Origin of the sequence: Flavobacterium hercynium (assembly GCF_002217285.1) — a bacterium.
In the GTDB taxonomy this organism is placed as follows: domain Bacteria; phylum Bacteroidota; class Bacteroidia; order Flavobacteriales; family Flavobacteriaceae; genus Flavobacterium; species Flavobacterium hercynium.
In genome coordinates this window covers 22,229-48,742 of the sequence record NZ_MUGW01000008.1, presented here as the reverse complement: position 1 = coordinate 48,742, position 26,514 = coordinate 22,229, and the positions used below count along the sequence as shown (strand labels likewise).

Here is a 26,514-nt window from a genome sequence, read left to right as displayed (position 1 = left end):
ATTTAAAACAAATTTAATCAAAATAATCTCACTACCGTTTATCTATTTTAACCGATTTTATAATTGCTTCTAATTCCAGCATCAAATCGCGTTCCTGATTGGATGGGGAATAGCAAAATCCTTCGATTACTAAGATTCGGTTGTAGGCTTTATCGATAATTGCATAATTGATAAAGGGGCCGGTCATGAAGTCATTTCGCAGTTCCCAGGTTCCTTTTGTTTCGAAGGTTTTCTTTCCATTTAGTTCAACAATTGAAAAATATGGTGCATAAGCTTCACCAGTAATCATTCGGGTGTTGGGTTCACGACCTTTGATATAGCGTCCGACAGAATCACGCATTCTAACAATATTCTCTACAATATCGGCTCCTTTTGTAATTCTGCTAATGGGAATCTGATAGATAAGCAAACTTGTATTGCCGCTTATAATATCATTTTTAAGCCACATAAACTTATTTTTATGGAGCATGTATTCATATCCTACCGGAATTTCAAGATCAATATGGAATTTGTTTTTGATGATATCCGGCTTTAATAAGGCTTTTTTATTATCCTGTCTGATCTTATTTATTTCGCTGTCCCGAATCACTTTGATAATCTGAGCTCCGTTAAATTCAAGACTGCAAATTATATCGTCTACTGATTTTCCGTAAATACGAAATGTATTGTGGGGTAATGAATTAAAGTTATGTTTGATTTCGAATTTGTCTACTCCGGCTTTTTTTACGACAATGATACTTCGGCTATCTGTAACAAATCCTTCCAGCAGTTTAGCCGGATATTGATTGATCGTAAACAAGGGTTCTTCCTGAGTAAGTCCTAAAACAGGTGAAGCAAATTTATTTCGGATACTGTCTCCCACTTCGCCATACCACAGCTGATCGTCAATGACAATAGAAATGGTATTGGTTTTTCCGGATGAGCGCTGATTCTGCTTTTCGTTTTTGAAACACGAAACCAGCAAACACGAAACTATCAGATACAAAAAATGGGTTTTATTCATTTTCTTAAGTTATGAAATAAAACCCAAATTTAGGTAAGATTTTTAATTATCCGTTGATTTTAAGTTTCATTCCGGGTTTTAATTCTCCATCTTTAATATCATTCCATTTTTTAATATCTGAAATCGTTACTCCAGGATATTTTTTTGAAATGCTGTATAATGAATCTCCTTTTTTTACATAATATTCAATGTCTTCTTTAGCAGAAGGTTGTTTCTTTTTAAAGTTATCAATTGAGTTTGATGCTATAGCTGTATTTAATTCTTTGTGAGGTTCTTCTACAACAGGAACACTTTTAGAAACTATAAGTGTTTTTCCCATACCTATCGTATTGGAAGATAAGTTGTTTAACTCTTTTAACTCTGCAATAGAAGTATTGAACTTTTTAGCAATGCTTCCTAAATTATCTCCAGATGCCACTACATACTCTACGTTAATTGTACCTGGTTCTTCTTTATCATCAGCGGCAGCAATTGCTTCCTCTTTTTTATCAATTACCGGTACTGCTTTTATCTCTTTTGGAGCTTTTAGTACAACCTCATTCTTAGATTTGATTTTTAAAGTTTTGCCTAAAGCAATTGCATTAGTTTTAAGATTATTCCATTTCTTCAAATCTAAAACTGAAACATTATACTTATCAGCGATGGCTCCTAAATTGTCTCCTTTTTTGATTTTATAAAACTGAGTACTTGTACTGATTGTACTTTCAAGCTTTTCTCTGTTTTTTGGAGCAACTTTTAATGCTAATTGTCTCGGCAAGCCTTTGTGCTGTGAATCGTAGTTTGCATAAGCATAAATTTGCTCTTCGTTTGAAATGAAGGTAGCAATCTTGTCTTTTGGCAAACGTAAATAATGCGCTTCACTTTCGTAAAACGGTACAACGTTTAATTTATAAGAAGGATTTAAAAGTTGAATCTGTGCTTGAGGCATGTCTAACAAATCAGCAATTTGTTTAAACGACATTTGATTTTTAATCTGAACAGTATCTGTTTCAAAATGTTTAACGACTGCTCTTGTCGGAGTAATTCCGTGTTCTTTGTGGTATTCAAAAAGATACATCGTTGCAAGAAAAGCAGGAACATAACCTTGTGTTTCTTTTGGAAGATGGTTACGAATGTCCCAGTATTTTGTTTTTCCGCCAGAGCGACGAATCGCTTTGGTCACATTTCCTGGTCCTGAATTATAAGATGCTAAAACTAACTCCCAGTTTCCGAAAATCGAATACATTTTACTCATATACTCTGAGCACGCAAGTGTAGATTTAAGCGGATCACTACGCTCGTCGATATAAGAATCGATCTTAAGCGCGTATTGTTTTCCTGTACCGTACATGAATTGCCAAATTCCTGTGGCTCCCATTCTAGAAACTGCTTTAGGATTTAAAGCAGATTCTACAACGGCTAAATATTTAATTTCTAAAGGAACATTTTGTCTTGCAAAAGCTTCTTCAAAAATGGGAAAATAATATTCTGATAATGACATTAAGCGAGAGAACGATTTTTTTCGATTCTTAAGAAACGATTTTATGATATTCTCTAAGCCTTGATTGTACTCTATTTCAAAAGGCGATTTCTGGTTCATTGCCAATAGACGCTGTTTTAGCAAATCTGTTGGTAATTCTTCATCTACAGTTAAATCTGTATTGATGGTTTGAATGTCTTTTGTTAAATCGTCGTAGATATCTAAACTTGTTAATTCCTGCATCCAGAGACTATCTACGCGGGCAGCATTGTCATCTTTTACAAAAGAATTTTTAACTGAATCTAAATACGAAATCTTAACATCGGGTCTGATTTGTAAATCTGCTTTAAGCACATCTTGTGAAAAAGCGCTGACCGACAATAGTACCGAAAAGGCTAATGAAATTTTTTTTCCAATCATAGAACATTTATTAATAGGCTAATACTCAGGGCAATAATTAGTGCAATTATAAAGTTACAGAGTTGCAAACTTAAATGGTTTATGGATAAATAATATCCAAAAAAAAGTTAAAACTGCAATTTAGTCCAAAATGGCAGCAATACCAGGTAATACTTTTCCTTCTAACATTTCAAGCATGGCACCTCCTCCAGTTGAAACATAACTCATTTTATCTTCGAATCCGAATTGTTTTACAGCAGCAACAGAATCACCACCTCCAACTAATGAGAAAGCTCCTTTTTCAGTTGCTTCTGCAATATAGTCACCAAGTGCGATTGTTCCTTTTGCGAAAGATTCCATTTCAAAAACACCTAAAGGACCATTCCAAAGGATTGTTTTTGATTCTAAAATTACTTTTTTGAAGTTCTCTAAAGATTTAGGACCTGCATCAAGACCTTGCCATCCATCAGGAATTTCAGTTACGTCTACCACTTTAGTATTTGCTGTATTAGAAAAATCATCAGCAGCTATAACATCAACCGGAATATGAACCTGAACTCCTTTTTCTTTAGCTAATCTTAAAATTTCAAGTGCTAACTCTTGTTTATCGTCTTCACAAATAGATTCTCCAATTTTACCACCTTGTGCTTTGATGAATGTAAAAGTCATTCCACCACCAATGATCATGTGATCTACTTTATCAAGAATATTTTCGATAACCGTAATTTTTGAAGAAACTTTAGATCCTCCAAGAACTGCTGTAACTGGTTTTTCGCTATTTTTTAATACTTTGTTTAAACTCTCAATTTCTTTAGCCAACAATGTTCCAAAAGTTTTTTCAGTTGGAAAGAATTGTGCAATGATTGTTGTTGAAGCATGTGCTCTATGCGCCGTTCCAAATGCGTCATTTACGTAAATATCTCCAAGTGAAGCTAATTCTTTTGCAAAAGCAACATCTCCAGCTTCTTCTTCAGCATGAAAACGTAAATTTTCAAGTAATAAAACTTCTCCTGGTTTCAAATCTTTAGCAGCTGTTTGTGCAGGTTCTCCAACACAGTTTTCAGCGAACTTAACAGAAACTCCTAAGATATCTGAAGCTGTTTTTAAAATATGTTTAAGTGAATATTTTTCTTCTGCTCCTTTTGGTCTTCCTAAATGTGACATTAGAATTACACTTCCGCCCTGTGCCAAGATAGCATCAATTGTTGGTTTTGCAGCTTCTATACGAGTAGCATCAGTTACATTGAAATTTTCATCCAATGGGACATTAAAGTCAACACGGATAATAGCTTTTTTATTTTTAAAATCGAAATCGTTTAAAGTTTTCATCTGATATGTATTTTTTTTATTTTTTGGTAAGAATAACAAATATAGAACTTTTAGATTAGTATTAAATTCGAAAAATCTAAAAATAACCTATTTATAACAACGAAAACGATATAATTTATGAAAAAATCTCAATTAATTACAAAATGGTAAACTATTTCGCTATGTTGTTAAAAAAAAATAAAGTTTATTATAATCTGCTTATACTGTTCTACTTTTTTAAGTAGAAAACAATACTTGCAGATCACAATAAACTTTAAAATTTAGATGATCCTGTTTTATTTAGTCGTGAACAGGACTTTGTGTACAAGGACAGTTACTAATAGCTCCTAAGAAATCTACACCAATAGTAACCACGTGTGTACCTGTATTATAAGAACCCAATTGGTTAAACATTACCTGGTAAGAATATCCAAAATAGAATTTAGATTTCATGAAACCGGCCATTGGTCCAACTGATAAAGGTTTTGGAAACTGGTCATTAAGAAAACGATACGAAACCCCTACCCAATAATAATCTTCATAACGATTGTAACGTCTGTACTTGAAGTTGAAATCGGTAGTAGAACGTTTATCACTTGCAAAATATTGGTAATAAACAGATGGTTCATATTCGATACGTCTGTTTTCACCATCTGTGATTATATATCCTGTATACACCTGATAATTAGAAAGCAAATTAGGCTCTACTCCTCTGTATTTATCTACATTTTTCTTTAAAACGTTGTTGGCATTAAAACTCGCATAGAAATTTTTATTACGGTATAAAGCACTAATATCAAAGTTGTTATTTGATGTATAACGATTATCTGTAATAGAAGGATCTAAAATTGGTGCATTTGGTGTTGTATTGAATTCGTCAATGTCGATACGAAAACTATTGAAGTTGTATGACAAACCGAAAGATAAATACTGTTTAGAATAATAATCCAGAATCAAGTGATGCGCAAAGGATACCTTAGCACCTGTTTGCCTTGTATAACCGTTTTTATCATTGTATACCGAGATACCAACTCCGGAACGATCCAGAAGACGGAAATCTGCATATACAGATTGATTTTGAGGAGCATCTTTGATACCCACCCACTGTGTCAATCCATTGGCTCGCACTCTAAGGTTGTCGCCAATACCCGCAAAAGCAGGTGAAATAATAAAAGGGTTATCAGCCAAATACTGAGTAAACACCGGTAGGTTTAACTCTTGGCTGTAACTTGTTGTTACAGCCATGAGTACTAAGGATAAAATAAACTTTTTCATTGTATTAATTTTTTTAGATAACATTGGGGCAATCAATTGTTATCTGTATAAAGTGAAATGTCCAACAAACTCTCTGTTATCTTTTTCATCATTCAGTTTAAGAACATACCAGTAATCACCTGATGGTAATTCTTCACCATTGTATTTACCATCCCATTTTTGTCCATATGTATACTTCGCAACTGCACGACCGTATCTGTCGAAAATTAAGAACTTAAGGTTGTTGTAAATATTAGTACAACCAGGCCCCCAGTAATCGTTAATTCCATCTCCATTTGGTGTAAAGTGATTATCAATACAAACATCAACATAAACTCCAGGAACAGTAATCGTAACCTCACAACCATTTTGATCTCTAACGATTACTACATAATCACCTGATTTGTAGATTTTGTATTTGTTAGAAGATGTGAATGGCTCTCCGTTGAAACTGTATAGGTACTCTGGAGCACCACCACCTGCAACAACTGAAATTATGTTCATTTCTTTTTGTTCCGGACTAGCCATTAAAGTTAATGGTTCGTATGGTTTAATTACAAATTCCTCTGTAAATTGGTAACAACCATTTTCATGAATTGCTGCAATTGTATGCGTTCCAGCAGGTACATCGAAGAAAACATTTCCTCCAGAATTTGAAATTGAATTTCCATCCAATTCGTATCTGATAAGACTTAATGTTGAATTAGTTTCATCAACTGTAACTACTACTCTATTAGATTGTGCATTGTTAACACAGTCATACGTTATTGCAACTTTAGGGTTAAGAACAACCGGTAAAGGCATTTCTTCTCTTAACTCAGCGCTACAACCTGCAGCATCTCTAATGTAAACAATGTGAGTTCCACCTGAAAGACCTGTAAAATCAAATTTAGTCTGACCAACAGCTCCTAGTGTAAACGGACCTCTTTCTGCATCTAAACTTATGCTGTAAGGACCTGTACCACCTGTAACCTCAATACTAAATGCTCCATTCTTATCGTCTTTACAAAGTTCCGGAACCATTGATCCTGCAACTTCTATAGCAATTAGCGGGTTTGGTTGCTTAACTTCGATTTCATCAACAATATAACAACCATTCTCATCTTGTGTAACTACTGTATAAGTACCTGCACTTAATCCTTCGAATGTGTTTTTAGTATCAAACTGGTTCAAGTCTGGCGAGATAGCAAATTTAACAAGGCCTGTTCCGCCTGAGTAACTCATTACAATCTTACCATTGTTTTCACCAAAACAAGTAGCATCTATTACCACATTAGTTGTACCTAAACCTACAGCTGGTTCTTTGATTTCAACTGGTTTCACTACAGCGTTACAATCTCCGCTTACAACACGTACATTATAATTTCCTGCAACAAGACCTTCGAATCTAGGATCTGCCTGAGGTCCAAGAACTACAACACCACCTGAAGTTTCTAAAGTATACTGATAGTTTCCTAAAGCACCTGTTGCATTTGCAACAATAACTCCAGTTGCCTCACCAGCACATTTCACAACCGCATTAGTAACGTCTAAATCTAATCCTAGTGGCTCTAAAGCGTCTATTTTAATTTCATTTGAAATAACAGCCACACAACCGTTAGCGTCTTTCACATAGTATTGGTATTTACCAACCGGAACAGGGAAACTGGTCGATGTAGTAAATGTAACAATACTGTATGTAATACCATCTGCACTATAAGTGTATGGAGCAGTTCCGCCCACAGCACCTAATGTAAGAACAGTTTCTGTTAAACATGTTTGTGTTGATGCTAATGTTAAATCAACAATTATTTCTGCTGGTTCTGTTATTGTAATATCCGTAGATGTTGCAGCACAGTTGTATCCGTCAGTAACCGAAATACTGTATGTTCCTGCAGGTAATCTATTGAATACCGGACTAGTTTGCGGACCTGAACTTATAATTGGGTTTGCTGATAAGTAATTTAATGTATATGAATAATTACTTCCTTGACCTCCAGTTACTCCATTTACAGTTATTACACCGTCTCTTCCACCAAAACAAGATAACATTGTTGCATTTGCTGCAGCATTGATCACGATTGGATCCGGAATTACCAAGTTAACCGTTTTCGAAGCAGGACATCCTTTACTGTCTTTTGCGTTTATGGTATAATTTCCAACACCTAAACCTGTAAAATTACCGTCTGCTCTGTAATCAATAAATAAAACACCATCTTTCATCAATTGGTATTCATAATCATTATCCCATCCACCTACTGCACTAGCAGAGATTTCACCATTGTCATAATTTGTTGACAAACAAGTTATTGGACTTGAAATTACTATGACATCTAAAGCTACAGAAGGCTGCGCAATTGTAAACACAGTTGAAACAGTACACTCTGGGCTATCTACTAACTTAGCAGTAACAGTATACGTACCGGCTGCAAGGTTCTCAATTAATAATGGTCCTGCATCTGTTGTTGTTCCTGTGATCGGTAATGCACCACCTGTAATAGTGTATTCGAAACGACCTGCATCATCTGAAGGAACTGGTTGATTATCAACAAAAGTTAACTCAACACTTCCGTCATTTGTACCGAAACAAATTTCTGTAACAATTGGCTTAGCCACAATCTCAAACGTATTTGGATTATTTACATAATATGCTTCTTCTAAGAAACAACCTGTTGCCGGGTTTGTAACTCTAATTAAGTAACTTCCTATACCTAAACCTGTGAAATTACCATTGGTATTCGCTTGGTTATAAGCATTATCTGTTCCTGTAATTCTGTAGTTCAACAATACTGGAGTTCCTCCTGTTGTTGCAACTGTTACAGTTACATCTTCGTTAGAAATACATGTTATAGCTACATTAGTAGTAAGAATGTCATCTAACTTAATAAATGGATTCACTCTTATTGTTCCTACTGAAGCACCTGTACAATTGTGACTGTCTATAATGCTTACAGAATAATTACCTCCTAAGAAGTCAGACTCTGTGTAAACGTTTTCAGTACCTCTCTGAACTTCAACTCCATCTCTGAAGAAAATATAAGTATAAGCAAGAGTACCACCTGTTACACCTGCAGCAGTTACTGTTGCATAGTTCGAAACATTTCCTGTCGTACAACCGTATTGTGCGATCACTGGAAGTGGAACTAAAATTACAGCTGGCTCATCAATTCTCACATCTTCTGAGTCAACACAACCTCTACCTGAAGTAACAGTTATAGTATAATCTCCTGCCTCAACATTTTCAAAAAGAGGACTAGTCTGATCTGGTCTACTAATCGGAACATTCTGAGCATTTGTACCTGTTAATCTATATAGATAAACCGGATTATCATTTTTGCCTGGAGCACTTGGCTCCAAACTTGCTGTAATTGTACCATTGTTTCCACCGTTACATGTAACATCTGTTTTCGCTAATGTTAATCCTGTAATTTCAGTAGGTAGAGAAACTTCTATCGTAACTTCAAAGATACAATTAGTAACCATATCTCTTACTCTTAGGATATGCGTACCCGCAGTAACATTAGTAAACGTTGCTGGAGTAACATTTACAGGAACACCTCCATTAAGCGTGTATCTGTAATTTCCTGAACCACCTGTTGCTGTTGCGCTTATTTCTCCGCTATTTGTAATACTACAATTAGGTAATGCAACAATATCATAATTTAACTGCAATGCTGGTAAAATAGTCACCGCAGCCGGTACTGTAACTTCACATTCGTTAGCATCTTTAACTGTTACTTCATAAGTTCCAGAAGCAGTTACCGTAAAGCTGTTGCTTGTTTGGAATCCGTTTCCAATACTGTATTGGAAAGGACCTATTCCTCCACCAACATTAACTGTAAATGTATAGTCATGTGTCGTAGTATTAGGACATTGACTTGCCAATGTTACTGTAATATTATTTGGTAATGGGTCAACTACTATTGTGATTGGAATAAACGTTTCACAATTATTAGCATCTTTAACATAAGCTCTCCAGTTTGTTCCTGAAGCAGGATCTAAAACAGCATTAGGGCTGTTTGTGTAATCTGCTGCTGTTGGAGTTGCAGGCGCTACTACAAATGCATACTGGTAATTTGGTGTTCCTCCTGTAGCACTTACAGTAACCTCATAACCTTTATTACAATTTGCATTATCATCGCTTGTTTGTGTTAATGATAATGGAGCTGGCTGACCAACGATAACTGAAGCACTAGCAGTACAACCTGTAATGTCATCTGTTACCTGAACTGTATATGTCCCTACCGGTAAGTTCGTTAATGTAACTACTTTTCCTGTCTGAGTTAAAGTTCCTGTTGTTGGACCTGCTGTTAATACAGCTGTATAAGTTCCATCGAAATTATCAATATCAAATTTCACTGAACCATTAGATTCTCCGTTACAAACTACGTCATTAATTAACTGACCTACGTTTGTAATATTTACTAAAGCTTTTACAGTGTATGTCGCTTCATCTGTACAACCGTTGGTATCTGTAACTTTAAAGTTATAAGTACCTGCCGGTAATAAAGTAAACACTCCTGTTGTTGCTCCTGAAGTATTTGTAATAGCACTTGCAGGAGAAGTAATTACAAAGCTTAATCCTCCAACACCGTTAGTTGTTGTAACCGTTACTGTACTAGTTGTACTAGTAGACGGAGCACAATAAATTGGCGTTCCATCAACATTTGTAATTGTTGGTGGGTTTAAAGCCGGGATAACTACATCTACCGGAGCAGCAATTACGCAATTATTAGCATCCTTAACATACGCTGTAACAGTACCTGAAGTAGTTGTTGTGTATGTATTTGTTGGACCGTAAGTAGTACCTCCGTTAAAACTATATTGATATGGAGCTGTTCCTGTTCCTGCAGTTACATTAATTGTAACAATTGCAGGTTGTGCAGCATTTCCAGTTCCACAAGTTAAACCTTGAGTTAGTACCGCTGTAGCCGCTAAAGCTGTAGGTTCTGCAATCGTAACCGGGAAGCTTACAGATACACATTGCTTAGCATCTTGTATTACTACATTGTAAGTACCTGCAGCTAAATCTGTAAAGATATTAGAAGAAACAAATGTTACTCCGTTATCAATACTGTATCTGTATGGCGCTACACCATTAGCAGGTGTAAATACAATACTTCCATCTGAACCTCCTGTACAAGTTACATCACTTGTTTCGTATGTTGCACTAGGCGTTGTTGTTGGTGTAACTTCTACCGAAACAGAAGTTGCCTGACATCCTTGACTATCTGTTACTCTGAACGTGTATGTTCCAGGAACATTTGTAGTGTAAGGTAGTGGTGTTGTAATTGTACTATAAGTTCCTCCGTTAAAACTTACCTCAAAAGTGCTGTAAGTTAAAGTTCCCTGAGTTGCTAATAATGTTATGCTTGCATCACCTGCACAAGTATAATCTTGTGTTAGTGTCGCTTTTAATAATAATTCCTGACGTAAAGTATATGGTGCAGAAACAATACATCCGTTACCATCTTTAATGTAGAATGTATAGTTTCCTGGCGCATTCAATACAAAATCAGGGCTAGATTGGTATCCGTTTCCAATACTAAACATTGGTGTACCAACATAAGTACCTGTAATGGTTATCGCAACCGGACCTCCAACATAACAATACGGAAGTGCTGGTGGATTAATAGATGGTGGCAAATCAGAAGCAATTGTTACATCTAATTTAGTTACACAACCATTAGCATCCATTGCATAGAAATCCCAGTCTGTCGTAGCCGGATTAAGAACTGCGCTTTCAACAGTATCGTAATCACCAGCTACTGGCGTAAATCCGTCAACACCCCAAGCGTATTTGTAACCCGGTGTTCCGCCATTAGCTTTTACCGTTACTTGTGCACCGAAGTTGCAATTAGCGTTTTTATTAGAAACAAGACTTAAAACAAGAAGTGTTGGCTGCGTAACGTCTACTGAAGTAGTAGCAGTACATCCTGTAATATCATCTGTAATTGCTATTGTATATGTTCCAGGAACTAAACCTGTAACATTAACTGTGTCACCTGTTTGTGTTACTGTACCTGAAGCAGGAGTTACAGTAGCCGTATAAGTTCCAGTGTAATTAGCTACTGTAAATCTTACAGCACCATTTGTTTCACCGTTACAAACTACGTTACTTACTAACTGACCTGCAACTGTAATATTCGTTACCGGATCAACAATGTATGATTCCTGATCTTTACAACCGTTAGCATCTGTTACTTCAAATAAGTAGTTACCTACTGCTAGACCTGTAAAGATTCCGTTTGTAGCTCCTGTAACATTTGATGTCGCACTTGCTGGTGAAAGAATCACATAATTTAAACTTCCAACACCATTAGTAGTTGTTATTGTAACAGTACTAGTTGTGTTAGCAATAGGAGCACAATAAATTGGTGTTCCACTGATATTTGTAATTGTTGGCGGGTTTAATGCTGGGATCACTACATCTACCGGAGTAGCAATCACACAATTATTAGCATCCTTAACATACGCTGTAACAGTACCTGAAGTAGTTGTTGTGTATGTATTTCCTGGTCCATAAGTTGTACCTCCGTTAAAACTATATTGGTATGGAGCCGTTCCTGTTCCTGCAGTTACGTTGATTGTAACTGTAGCAGGTTGAGGAGTATTTCCTGTTCCACAAGTTAAAGCTTGAGTTAACACAGCTGTAGCAGCTAAAGCTGAAGGCTGTCCAATAGTAACTGGGAAGCTTAAAGATACACATTGCTTAGCATCTTGTATTACTACATCGTAAGTACCCGCCGCTAAACCTATAAAGATATTAGAAGAAACAAATGTTACCCCGTTATCAATACTGTATCTGTATGGTGCTACACCATTAGAAGCTGTAAATACAATACTTCCATCAGAACCTCCTGTACAACTAACATCATTTGTAGTAAATGTTGCTGTTGGCGTTGTAGTTGGTGTAACTTCTACCGAAACAGAAGTTGCCTGACATCCTTGACTATCTGTTACTCTGAACGTGTACGTTCCAGGAACATTTGTAGTATAAGGTAGTGGTGTTGTAATTGCAGCATACGCTCCTCCGTTAAAACTAACTTCAAAATTACTGTAAGTTAAAGTTCCCTGAGTTGCTAATAATGTTATGCTTGCATCACCTGCACAAGTATAATCTTGTGTTAGTGTCGCTTTTAATAATAATTCCTGACGTAAAATGTATGGCGCTGAAACAATACATCCATTACCATCTTTGATATAGAATGTGTAGCTTCCTGGCGCATTCAATACGAAATCAGGGCTAGATTGGTATCCGTTTCCAATACTAAACATTGGTGTACCAACATAAGTACCTGTAATTCTTATTGCTACAGGACCTCCAGTATAACAATATGGAGTTGCAGGCGGATTAATAGATGGTGGCGCATCTGTAGCAATTGTTACATCTAATTTAGTAACACAACCATTAGCATCCATTGCATAGAAATCCCAGTCTGTATCAACTGTAGGATCTAAAACTGCAGTATTAGAAGTATCATAATCACCCGCTACAGGTGTAAATCCGTCTACACCCCAAGCATAAGTATAACCTGGTGTTCCGCCAGTAGCCATTACTGTCACTTGTGCACCAAAGTTGCAATAAGCATTTTTATTAGAAATCAGACTTAAAACAACAGGTGTTGGTTGTGTAACGTCTACTGAAGTAGTTGCTGTACATCCTGTAATATCATCTGTAATTGCTATTGTATATGTTCCAGGAACTAAACCTGTAACACTAACTGTGTCACCTGTTTGTGTTACTGTACCTGAAGCAGGAGTTAAAGTAGCTGTATAAGTTCCAGCATAATTAGCTGCTGTAAATCGTACAGCACCAGTTGTACCTCCGTTACAAATTACGTTACTTACTAACTGACCTGCAACTGTAATATTCGTTACCGGATCAATAGTGTATGATTTTTGATCTTTACAACCGTTAGCATCTGTCACTTCAAATAAGTAAGTACCAACCGCTAAACCTGTAAAGATTCCGTTTGAAGCACCTGTAACATTTGATGTTGCGCTAGAAGGTGCAAGAATTGCATAGCTAAGAGCAGCAACACCATTAGTTGTTGTTATGGTAACAGTACTAGTTGTGTTTGCAGTTGGAGCACAATAAATTGGTGTTCCACTGATATTTGTAATTGTTGGTGGGTTTAACGCTGGAATATCAACTCCATTTGTTAAAGTAAAGGTACATCCTTTAGCATCTTTTACTAAAACATTAAACGTAGTACCAACATATGATTCGTATGTGTTAGTAGCGCTATAAGTAGCTCCATTATCAAAACTATATAAATAAGGCGCAGTTCCCTGAGCAGCAGTTACGGTAACTACAGCTTTAGTTGCTGCATTACCAGTTGTACAAGTTAATGCTGTTGTAACTACAGATGTAGCTGTTAAAGCACTTGGCTGTGTAATAGTAATTGAGCCACTTGGGTAAAGACAAGATTTAGCATCTCTTACTGTAACAACATAAGTTGTACCAGCTGTTAATCCTGCAAATACATTAGAAGTCTGGAATATACCAGATCCTAATTGATATTGATATGGACCAACTCCTGAAGAAACGTTTACAGTAATCGTTCCGTCGTTACCACCAAAACAGCTAACATGAGTTTGAACTGTTGTAAATACTGCTGGCGGAACAGGATCTAATCTTAAAGTTGTAGTAGCCTGACAAGCTGCCGGCAACTTAGCATCACTTACTCTAAAAGTATAATTTCCGATAGCACTTGTTGAAAGTACATTTGAAGCCATAGCAGTGTAAGTAGCTCCGTTATCAGTAGAATACTCATAAGTATAAGCTGTATCATATCCTCCTGTAGCAGTCAATGTAATTTCTGCATTTCCTGTAGCAGTACAATCTAATTCTTTTGTAAGTGCAGCGCTTAAGAATAATTGAGGTTTAACTTCATAAGCAACAGTTGCTGTACAACCATTGTTATCCTTAATAGTTAAATTATAAATTCCAGAAGCATTATATGTAAAGTTTGGACTTGTTTGGAAAGCACTTCCGTTTACGCTATAAGTAGCTCCGCCAACTGCAGGATCAACTGTTCCTAAGATAGCGATTGTAAACGCACTTCCAGTATAACAAATAGTAGCAGGAGCAGTAATCGTTGGATCTGCATCTCTGTCTAAAGTAATGTCTACTTCTCTTATACATCCATAAGCATCTTTTGCATAAACTGTATAATTTCCGGCATTTCTATTAAATGTATTAGCACTTGCCCAACCAGCAGTAGTAGCTGTTGGTGCAGCATCAGTAGCTAACAATAATTGATAAGTATACGGAGCAGTACCGTCATGACCAATAGCTGTTATGACACCTGAATTTGCAGCACAATTTGCATTTTTAGAAACTGAAGCTGTAACTGAGAAATCAATTGAAGACTCTGTAATGTTAAATGGTACAGTTGAAACGCTACAACCTGCGTTGGTAGCACCTGCTGTTTCTCTAACCAATACAAAATAGTTACCAAATGGTAATGGTCCTAAATCAGAAACCGTCAATATTCCGTTTGCAGGAACTGTTCCCGTTCCGGTAATTCCAGTTGATATTACACTTTGTGAGTTAAATATCTCGTAACTAACCGGTGTTGGTGTTCCGTATGTACTTGCAATTGTAAATGTTACATTTCCATCAGCACTTCCTTTACAAGTAACATTATCTGCAATAAGTGCATTTGTTGTTAATGTAGAGTTTGTTGGAATTGGTAATTGAGCTGATTCAAAATAGTAACATCCTGTACCTGCATCATGAACAATAAATGTATATGTAACACCCGGTATTAAGTTAGGGATTGTTGTTTTTTTACTTCCATTTCCATCTTCGTCATACCAAGGTAAAGCTGTTGGAGCTGTATATACCATTCCAGGCCCTGTGTAAATAGCGAAATGGAAAGGACCAGGACCAGTAATACCTGTAGATGCAGCACCAATAGCCACAACTGCACTACCTGGCGCAGAACAATCTGCCGGAGGTGGCGTTACTGTAATATCTAAATCTTCTGGTGGAGAAGCTACTAAAACATTTTTAATTAAAACAGAACATCCATTAGCATCAACCACATTAATTTGATACAATCCAAAATCAACTACGTTAAAACTTACTGAAGTAGTTCCTAAATTGTTTAATTCTGATGCATCATATCCGTTAACTCCTGTAACGAAATAGTTATAAGGACCAACTCCTCCGGTTACACTGTCAACAATAACAGAACCTTTAGAAATTCCACCTGAAGTACATGTAATTGGCACCGCGTGATGCGCTACAACAATTTGTGAAGGTTGTTTAACCTCAATATCAGCAGTAGTAAAACATCCTTTTGAATCCGTAACCGTTACTGTATAATCACCTGCAGGCAAGCCTGAAGTTTGTGTTTTATAATCAACACCTGTAGTGTTATTGAAAATATTATATACAAATGGAGCAACTCCCTGAGTATTATCAATCGTAATGGTAATAGTACCGTTACTATCTCCAAAACATTGTATATCAGTAGAAGAAACATTTGTTATCACCGGAGTAACTGTAGGTGAAACTACGATAGGTGTAGTAGTCGAAACTGTACAACCATTCGCGTCTACTACCGTAAAGATATAAGAATCCGGTGTAGAAGTTGTGAAAACATTCCCTGCAAAAGTTCCTGTAGCAGGAGTACTTGTGTAAGTAAACGGTCCGTTTCCGCCTGTTGTAGTCAACGTAATTTGAGCTGCTGTAGGAGCACTACAAGTAATATCTTTGTCTAAAACTGCAGATAATGATAATGCATTATTTACAATAATTACATTACTGTCTGCTGTACATCCGTTACCATCTTTAATTCTAACAGTATAACTTCCCGGAGTAGTAATTACAAAGGTGTTACCTGTTTGATATGATGCACCGTTATTGATACTGTATGTAATAGGTGCTACTACACCAGTACCTGGCGTTGCTGTAATTGTGTAGCTTCCTACACCAAAACACTGACCTGTAGCTGAAGCAGTAACCGTAGGTACTACATCATTAGCAATCGTAATATCTAATTTAAAAGTACAACCACTAGCATCAATGATGTGTACATCCCACTCTGTATTAACTGTAGGATCTAAATTAGCTGTATTTGAATTTGTATAAGTTCCTACCAGAGCATTATTTTGTACAAATGAATATCTGTAAACTGGTGTACCACCTGTAACATTTACTGTTACACTAGAAGTAGCAATAGAACAGTTTCCGTTTATTGCAGTGTATGTTGCTGCTAAAACAGCTGGTTCATTTATTAGAACTGAAGCCGTTTCTGTACAACCTGTTCCCTCATCTGTAACGATAACAGTGTAATTTCCAGCAGCTAAATTTACTAAATTAAATACTGAAGCCGTTTGTCCTGTAACAGCTGTTCCGCCATTTACAGTATAGCTATATGTAGTTGCGTATCCGCCAACCGTAAATCTTGCTGAACCTGTACTTCCTGCATTACACAAAGCATCGCTTATTTTAGCTCCTACTAGTGTAATTGGAGTAACAGGGTTTATCGTGTGTGCTTCTGTGTAGAAACATCCGTTTGCATCTGTAACCTTAAACATATAAGTACCCGGAGCAAGATTTGCAAAGGCATTAGATGTTTGTTTAGGTATAATAACCGGTGATGGAGCAATTGTTTCGTATTGTAAAGTACCTACTCCATTTACAGCTGTTACTGTAACTGTTGTTGTTGTAGCTGTACAAGTAACTGCATTTGCTGCAAAAGTTAAATCTGTTGGAGGGTTCAATCTCAATAAAGTTCCTGAACCTGAAATGATACATCCTTGCGCATCTCTAACTGAGTATGTATAAGGCTGATCTGCTCCATTGTCATTTAATGTCAATACATTAGAAGCACCAAATCCACCTCCGTTAAAACTATATGTGTAAGGAGTTGTTCCTGTACCGGCAGTTACATTCACTGTAACAGTTCCTGCAACTTTACCATTTGCTGTATTACAAGCAAAAGGAACTTCTGTAACTGTTGCTACTAATTGCGTTGGAGCAACCAATGGCACATCAATTGTTCCTATACAACCTTTACTGTCTTTTACATAGAAAGTATAAGTACCTGCTGCTAATCCTGTAAATACAGCACTTGCAGTATAAGTTGTACCATCAATACTGTATGTGTATCCTCCTGAACCTCCGGCACCTGTTAATTCAACAGAACCATTATTTCCTCCATTACATGATGGATCTACATGAATTTCTGTAACAGTTGGGTTCGTAATAGGGTTTACTGTAGTAATAGTTGTAGATGAACATCCGTTTGCATCCGTAACTACAAAAGTATAATCATCTACATTTCCAGCAGTAACGGTGTAAGTAAATGAAGCACTAGAGAAAGGTGCACTTGGTGTACTTGCAGCACCTGTACCTTTAGCAACGGTGTAAGTAAATGGTGCTCTACCTCCTGAAACTGCAACAGTAATAGTTGCGTTTGGTGTAATTGTACAATCTAACTCTTTTGTTACTGAAGCTAAAGCCACTAATTGTGGGTATATTACTAACGGAGTAGTTGCTGTAGCTGTACATCCGAAAGCATCTTTTACTGTAACAGTGTAAGTTCCTGCCGGCACGTTAAATACATTACTTGTCTGGAACGATGTTCCATCAATACTGTATGTTAATGGTGCAGTTCCTGTACCTGTTGCTGTTAATACAAACGTAGATCCTGTTCCACTACATTGGTTACCGTTTGTTACTGTAACTGTTGGTAAATCATTAACCTGAATTGTAACTTGATTTGTTGTGATACATCCATTTGCATCTTTAGTGTAAACATCCCAAACTAAATTTGCTCCTGAATTTGTATCAACTGAAACCACATTACCACTTGCATAAGTTGTTGGAGCTGTTGCTCCTGAAACTACTACAGCATAGGTGTAATTTGGTGTTCCGCCAGCTGGCGTTATTGTAATTTCAGCAAGATCATTATTACAATTGATCTTAGTTGCTGTTGTTGTAAATGTTAATGGATTTGCCGGTTCATCAATTACAACTGTTGCTGTATTAATACAACCTGTTGCATTGTCTCTAACTTCTACAGTATAAGTACCTGCAACAACATTAGATAATGTTAATACATCACCTGCTTTTACTAATGTTCCAGTACCTGCTGTTAAAGTATGTGTATAAGCACCTACTGTAGCGTGTCCTGAAATAGTAAAAGTAGCTCTTCCTGTAGCACCTCCTTTACACAATACATCACTGTCTTTGTTAGCCACAATAGTAATTGGAGTAACCGCATTGATTGTATATGGTTTATCAAAATAACATCCGTTAGCATCAGTAGCTCTAAAGTTATAAGTTCCCGGTGCTAAACCTGCGAATACTCCTGTTGTGTTTGTTGCAACTGAAGCCGCCGGTGATGTAATAGAATATGTTATTGTTCCAACTCCGTTAACCGCTAATGCTGTAACTGTAGTAGTTGTAGCAGTACATGTTACTGCATTTGCATTAAACGTAATATCTGTTGGAGGGTTTAATCTCAATAAAGTTCCTGAACCTGAAATGGTACATCCTTGTGCATCTCTAACTGAGTATGTATAAGGCTGATCTGCTCCATTGTCATTTAATGTCAATACATTAGAAGCACCAAATCCTCCTCCGTTAAAGCTATATTCATAAGGAGTGGTTCCTGTACCTGCAGTTACATTAACTGTAACTGTTCCTGCAACTTTTCCGTTTGCAGCATCACAAGAAAAAGGAACTGTTGTAACTGTAGCGGCTAATTGTGTTGGAGCTACTAATATTACATCAACTGTTCCTACACAACCTTTACTGTCTTTTACATAGAAAGTATGAGTACCTGCTGCTAATCCTGTAAATACAGCACTTGCAGTATATGTTGTACCATTTATGCTGTATGTATATCCTCCTGAACCTCCAGCACCTGTTAATTCAACAGAACCATTGTTTCCACCATCACAAGTTGGGTTAACATGAGTAGCTGTAACTGTAGGGTTTGCAATAGGATTTACTGTAGTAGTCGTTGTAGATATACATCCGTTTGCATCCGTAACTACAAAAGTATAATCATCTACATTTCCAGAAGTAACGGTATAAGTAAATGAAGCACTAGAGAAAGGTGCGCTTGGTGCACTTGCAGCACCTGTACCTTTAGCAACGGTGTAAGTAAATGGTGCTCTACCACCTGAAACTGCAACAGTAATAGTTGCGTTTGGTGTAGTTGTACAATCTAATTCTTTTGTTACTGAAGCTAAAGCTACTAATTGTGGGTATATTACTAAAGGAGTAGTTGCTGTAGCAGTACATCCGTTTGCGTCTTTTACTGTAACAGTATAAGTTCCTGCCGGTACATTAAATACATTACTTGTCTGGAACGATGTTCCATCAATACTGTATGTTAATGGTGCAGTTCCTGTACCTGTTGCTGTTAATACGAATGTAGATCCTGTTCCACCACATTGGTTACCGTTTGTTACTGTAACTGTTGGTAAATCATTAACCTGAATTGTAACTTGGTTTGTTGTGATACATCCATTTGCATCTTTAGTGTAAACATCCCAAACTAAATTTGCTCCAGAATTTGTATCAACAGAAACCACATTACCACTTGCATAAGTTGTTGGAGCTGTTGCTCCTGAAACTACTACAGCATAGGTGTAATTTGGTGTTCCTCCAGCAGGAGTAATTGTAATGTCAGCAAGATCATTATTACAATTGATCTTAGTTGCTGTTGTAGTAAATGTTAAAGGATTTGCCGGTTCGTTAACTACAACTGTTACAGAATTCGTACATCCTGTAGCATTGTCTCTAACCTGAACTGTATAAGAACCTGCAGGAACATTTGATAATGTTAAGATATCTCCTGATTTTACTAATGTACCTGAACCTGCTGTTAAAGTTTGTGTGTAAGCACCAACTGTAGCATGTCCTGAAACAGTAAAAGTAACTTTTCCTGTAGAACCTCCTTTACACAATACATCATTGTCTTTATTAGCCACAATAGAAATTGGACTAACAGCATTGATTGTATAAGGTTTATCAAAATAACATCCGTTAGCATCAGTAGCTCTAAAGTTATAAGTTCCCGGTGCTAAACCTGCGAATACTCCTGTTGTATTTGTTGCAACTGAAGCTGCCGGAGATGTAATAGAATATGTTATTGTTCCAACTCCATTAGTTGCCAAAGCTGTTACTGAAGTAGTTGTAGCTGTACATGTAACCGCATTTGCAGTAAATGTAATATCTGTTGGAGGGTTTAATCTGTTTATAATGATAGTTTGTACTCCTGTTTTACAACCTTGAGCATCGCTAACTACGTAAGATATTGTTTGGTTTGTACCATTATCAATAACAGTGAAAGTACGTGTACTTGAAAAAGTTACACCTCCATCAAAACTATATTGGTATGGTGCTGTTCCTGTTGTAGGAACTGCGATCGTAACAGTAGCAGCTTGTTTTACATTTGAAGCATCACATGTAAAAGTTGTTGCAGTAGCTGTAGCCGTTAATGTTGTTGGCTGTGTTAATGTAATAGAACCAACAGCAGACGTACATCCTTTACTGTCTTTTACCTGATAAGAATAGGTTCCTGCAGCTAATCCTGTATAATTTGATTGTGCAATAAAGTTTGTTGGAACTGGTGTTACTGTACTATTGTATAATAAATAAGTATACGTTCCTGATCCGCCAGCACCTGTTAATTGAACTGAACCAGTTGCTGCTCCGTTACATGTTGCATCAACTTTAGTTGCTGTTACCGTTGGATTTACAATTGGGTTAATAACTGCATTTACAACTGTAACACAACCTCTACTGTCTGTAATTTCAAAATCATAAGAATCTGCAGTAGTAGCACTGTAAACAAATGAAGTTCCTGTTACATTAACACTTGCTCCATAAGTACCTGCACCTTTTTTAACTTTATATGTAAAAGGAGCTGTACCACCTGTAATGTCAACTGTAATAGTTGCATCTGGTGATGCACTTGTACAATCTAATGTTTTAGAAATTGTTGCACTTCCCTGCAATGCCGGTGCTATAACAATATTAGATATTGTAACAGTACAATTATTAGCATCTGTTACTACAATATTATAAGTACCTGGTGCAACATTCGTAAATGTATTTGAATTTTGAGCTGGTGCTCCGTTTAAACTATAGGTATATGGCGCTGTACCATTTGCCGTTACTACTAACGTTGCCTGATTGTTTGTATCATAACATAAATCTGAGCTATTTGCTAAAGATGCTGCCAATAATACTGGTGCATTAACTGTTACCTGTGCAGAAGCACTAGATGAACAAGCATTTTGATCACGTGTTACAACAGTGTAAACTCCCGAAGGAACATTAGCAAAAACACCTGTATTTTGGAAAGCTCTAATGACAGTAACGCCATTTGCTGCTCTTAATTCATATTCAAAAGCAGGAGTTCCGCCTGAAGCTACAGCTGTAATCGTAGCTCCTTCAGTACAAGTAGCCACTTTCGTAACTGTTGCAGTAATTGTTAAAGCAGAAGGACCTTTTACTTCATGAGTCAACGGTTGAATACATGGCGAAGCCGATGCATCATAACGTACTTGTATATTATAATTTCTGCTTGCTAATCCAGTAGCTGTTACCGGAGAAACTTTAGAATTAACCCAAGTAACACCATTATCTAATGAGTAATCGAATCCGTAAGGCAATTTGAAGTTCTCTGCTGAAATTGTAATTTCACCATTATTAGCTCCAAAACAAGTAAGATCTTTAAATCCTGTAATTGATGCTGTAAAAGCTTTATCAGTACCAATAGTAACTGGGAAATCTTTTGTAGCAAGACATGATTTAGGAATCTGACGAACCCAAATATCATCTATAAGTACGTCATTACCATTAAACTCATTACTATAAGATCTGATTACGAAACTTAAATTCGTTTTTCCACTACCTGGATTTAATGTCAATTCTCTATATTCCCATTTTTCAGATTTAGGAACAACCCATGGATTAGTAGTATCTGTAGTAGCAACGATTTCTTCTGTACCACCAACGTTATTCAAATTGTTAACTAATTGAATTGTTAATTTTGGATCATCATGTCCTGAATTAACAGCTCTCATAAGATTTTCAGCCCATAATGATATAATGACAGATTGATTATCAATTACGTCTTTAATTGGTTTACTATATAAAATACCTCCAATACCTGCAGAACCTCCTACGTTAACACATAAAAATCTTCCTAGAGGATGTTGTGGAAGTGTATGATCTTTTGCAACAATCCATGTACCACCGAAATCTGTTTTTATTGAACTAGCTACTGCATACTTACCATCATTAATTTGATAATCATTAAAAGCACCACAAGGATATCCAGGATAGTGAGGAGTTGATTCGTCTTCAAAACAATAAGCAGGATTAATTCCAGGAGTTGTTGTATAACCTCCTCTACCAAAGTCTTCTTGTAATAAGTTACTATAAGTTGATACCGTAGTTACGTTATACTTAACAGAAACAGTATGCGTTCCAGAAGGAACATTTAAAAATACATTATTGCTAATTGGCGTATTTGGAACACCATTTAAGTAATATTCATAAGAATAATTAGCAGAAGTTCCGTTAGTAATTGTTACTGTACTTGTTGCAGTACCATTACAATTAAATATAGGGTCTTCAACATTAATAGTTGGTTCAGCTGGTTTTTGATCTAAAGTTACTGTGTACGGAATTGTATATTCACAACCAACAGCATCTCTAATTTTTAAATTATACGATCCTGGCAATACATCTTTTTCATTAGTATTTTGCCATGTAACCCCACCATCAAAACTATATTGGTAAGGCGTAGTTCCTCCCTGAGCATTGTTTATTCTTAATTTACCTCCCTGTTGAGAAAGTGTACATCCTGCTAATTCAGCAACACCTCCAGATGCTGTAACAGCAGAGGTTGGTCCCGCAATAATTCTTTGTACGGCAGGATCAGAACAATATTTCATTGTTGGCTGTCCGTACTGAGGTGTATACGATATACCGTATCTAACCACTACATTATAGGTACCCGGTTGTAAATTAGAGAATACCGGACTTGTCTGAAATGTTCCTCCATTATTAATACTATACGACATACTATATCCGTTAGCATTAGTAACATTTACTCTAATTTCAGAATTATCGTTGTAACATACACTATTTGTATTTGTAATAGTATAAGTTGGTTTTGCATTATTAGCAACAACTATAGTTCTTGTAATAGTACAGTTATTTCTATCAACGATTTTGATTTCATAAGTTCCGGGAGCCGTAACGGTATATTCATTACTTGTCTGGAAATCTGTATCGCTATTGATAAAATAAGAATATGGAGTACTACCGCCTTCTACGGTAATTCTAATTTTTCCATCGCTACAAGCTGTTAATGGTTCCACTAAAGCAGCCGTTGCTTTGTACTCATTCCATACCTGTCCTATATACTTATATTGAGTGTCTTTACATCCATCGTCTGTAGAAACCTCAATTACATAGTTTTGGTTTGTATTTAAATTGTCAAAAACATATTCAGAATCTGCAATTGGTCCTATATTATATAATACGTTACCGTTATTGGTAAGTTTGTAATAATATTGTGGATTAGCATCATTGACAGCAACTCTAATTCTACCTTTTTCTCCATAACACAATGGTTCTGTAACTTCGGTAACAACACTAAAGTTTCTTTGTCTGATCTGAATATTTGGAACAGTAAAAATACATGGATTAACTGTTACACCAGTTTGTTTGATGTATACAGTATAAAATCCAGCGGTAGTTACGTTAAAAGTATTACTTGCCTGATAATTAGTACCATCTATGCTGTACTGATATCCTGCAGGAACACCTCCAATAGTAATACTACCCGGTTTACCACAAATAAGATCCTTATGCGTTTCTGTCGGATTTAAGACATTCGTAAACACATTAAAATAGAAACGGCTGAAACAACCACCTGCATAATTTAATGTTAAACGATATTGTCCAGCAGTAGTTGCATTGTAGTTAGGGCCCGTACCAACTTGTGTCCATGAGCATGAATCACTTTCGTTCGCACAATTAGCACTACTTGGAGCAGGACAGCTACCTTCGACTAATCTTTCCCATACAATGGTCGAACCATCTGAAATATGAGTTTCGATAAGTCTTGCATCATTTGCACCACATAAGAAAAGATTAGGTAATTGTTTTCCGTCATTAGGACAAATTAAAACTTCACCTTTATATGGAGCCTGAGCATAAGGAATAACAGGATTTGTATTTGTAGCACCAAATCTAGTTACTGTAATTGCCTGATAGATTGATCTACAAGGTGCAGCAGCTAAATTGTAAACATAATATGTTCCAGGGTTTCTCACATTAAGCGTTTGCCCAGTTCCTATTTGTCTTGTACGTGCTTCATCACTGTACCAAGTGTAGCTAGTGTATCCATTTGCAGCAACCAGATCTACACTCTCCTTACATAAAATAACATTAGCTGTATACTTACATCCATCTACACCTACTAAGAAGTTAGTCGCTTTTGGAGTTAATATACAACCTGTGTTTGTATTGACACTAGGGTCATCAGAAATTTGGAAATCTGTATTTAATGTTCCTCGGTAAGTTGCATAAGCAGAGTTATCGATACTATTAGAACATGCTTCACTTAACGAATTACAATCTGGAACTACCTTAACTTTAAAACTAATTATTTTTTCACTTAAAGTATTGGCTTTTACTAAAGAATTATCTACTGCAAAAACAATACTTCTTGTAGTAGGATTATAACTCTGAACAGTAACACCTGCCGGTAAAGGATTTAAATCAGCAGGGTAATTGAATATAATATTAATTGGCAATTGATCACGAATGGTTAATCCTCTTGCATCATCATTACCTGTATTCTTAAATCCAATTTCGTAATTTAATTCTTGTCCTAAAACTACATCTTGATTTCCGATATCTTGTCCAGCCGCATTTTTTACAATTTTGGTTAGTACAATATTCGGTTCAATAATATCAACCGCGAAAGCATTAAAATAATAGAAATAAACGTCCTGCGTACTACCTAACCTAATATTAGCTGACGTTGCATTATTATCAATGACAATTCCTCCGGGTTTTAAGAGTGTTCCGGGGTTATTTATATTCAAAATACCAGCATCATACCCTAAGGTATTTGTACTGGCGGGATTTCTATTTAGAAAATTTTCGGTTTTATCCGTAGCCGGATTTACGTATGTTACACTACTATTAAAGAAGTTATTATTTGGTCGGATAATATTACCTGCCGCATTTGTAGCATTAATTGTAATTCCGTTAATCTGCAAGTAATCACCAGTAATTGGCTCATCACCTTCTAAAGCGGCGAAAGCAAATTTAACACGAACGGGACCTGTTGGAATCGTTTTGAAACCAGAAACAGGAATATCTAAGGTAGTTGCTCCACCAATTCCGCTGAATCCATCAAATGAAGTAATATATTTTGCAGTTAAAGTTGGATCCTCATAAACAACATAAATAGACCAACCTGCAGATAAACCAGTACCACCATTTAATCCCTGACTTGATCTAACGTTTGCAACTGTATAAACCCCTTGCGCATCAGTCTGCCCAGCGACCAAAGCGGTGATATCAGCATAACAAGCATAAGCTTTATTATTATCTCCACCAATTGGTGCATTGTTAGCATCATGAATGATCTGACCATTAATATCATGGTAACCACCCGTTGGTAACTTAAGTTTAACCTTCTCGATGTTTGAACGATCATTCTGCTGCAGAATTGCACCCCAATACAAACCTGCATAAAGAATTTTATAACAAGCCGGTTTAGGAACAGTAAGTGTAGCACTACTTGAACTAAAAGTGGTGTTATCATTATCGACATCGATATATCGCATATCGTAGTCTGAATTATATCCACTTATGTTAAAAGCATCATTAGGAGTCCTATTGTTCGTGCTCCTGTTCAGGATATTGTTACCAATCAGTAACATATCTCCTTTTAATCTTCTATCAAATCGCGGTGTGAATGGTTTAAGATTCTGGGACACCACAATAATGCTTTGCAATAAGAACAAAGCCAAGAAGACAATTCTTAGGTTAGTAGGTTTTTTCATATTTAATCTGCTGTTTTCCATAGCTTCTGTT

At 36.4% G+C, this 26,514-nt stretch carries 5 protein-coding genes; all 5 read right to left on the bottom strand.

Annotated elements, in window-relative coordinates; translation table 11 throughout:
* Window positions 1-31: 31 nt before the first annotated feature.
* The 5 genes from B0A66_RS03090 to B0A66_RS03070 all read right to left on the bottom strand — a co-directional run bounded on the left by B0A66_RS03090 (window position 32) and on the right by B0A66_RS03070 (window position 26,483).
* The gene (locus B0A66_RS03090) at window positions 32-1,003 is read right to left on the bottom strand and encodes a DUF4837 family protein (RefSeq protein WP_089048387.1); all 972 of its coding nucleotides are present in this window, start codon (window positions 1,001-1,003) and stop codon (window positions 32-34) included.
* A 46-nt stretch (window positions 1,004-1,049) separates the two neighbouring features.
* Window positions 1,050-2,882, bottom strand: a complete 1,833-nt coding sequence (locus B0A66_RS03085) for a LysM peptidoglycan-binding domain-containing protein (RefSeq protein ID WP_089048386.1) — start codon at window positions 2,880-2,882, stop codon at window positions 1,050-1,052.
* Window positions 2,883-3,002: 120 nt separating this feature from the next.
* Window positions 3,003-4,190 (bottom strand): phosphoglycerate kinase, encoded by a 1,188-nt coding sequence (locus B0A66_RS03080; protein ID WP_089048385.1) that lies wholly within the window; start codon window positions 4,188-4,190, stop codon window positions 3,003-3,005.
* A gap of 279 nt (window positions 4,191-4,469) precedes the next feature.
* Window positions 4,470-5,444, bottom strand: coding sequence for a PorP/SprF family type IX secretion system membrane protein (locus tag B0A66_RS03075; protein ID WP_165766574.1), 975 nt, complete (start codon window positions 5,442-5,444; stop codon window positions 4,470-4,472).
* A 39-nt stretch (window positions 5,445-5,483) separates the two neighbouring features.
* Window positions 5,484-26,483, bottom strand: coding sequence for a T9SS type B sorting domain-containing protein (locus B0A66_RS03070; RefSeq protein ID WP_165766573.1), 21,000 nt, complete (start codon window positions 26,481-26,483; stop codon window positions 5,484-5,486).
* Window positions 26,484-26,514 lie beyond the last annotated feature (31 nt).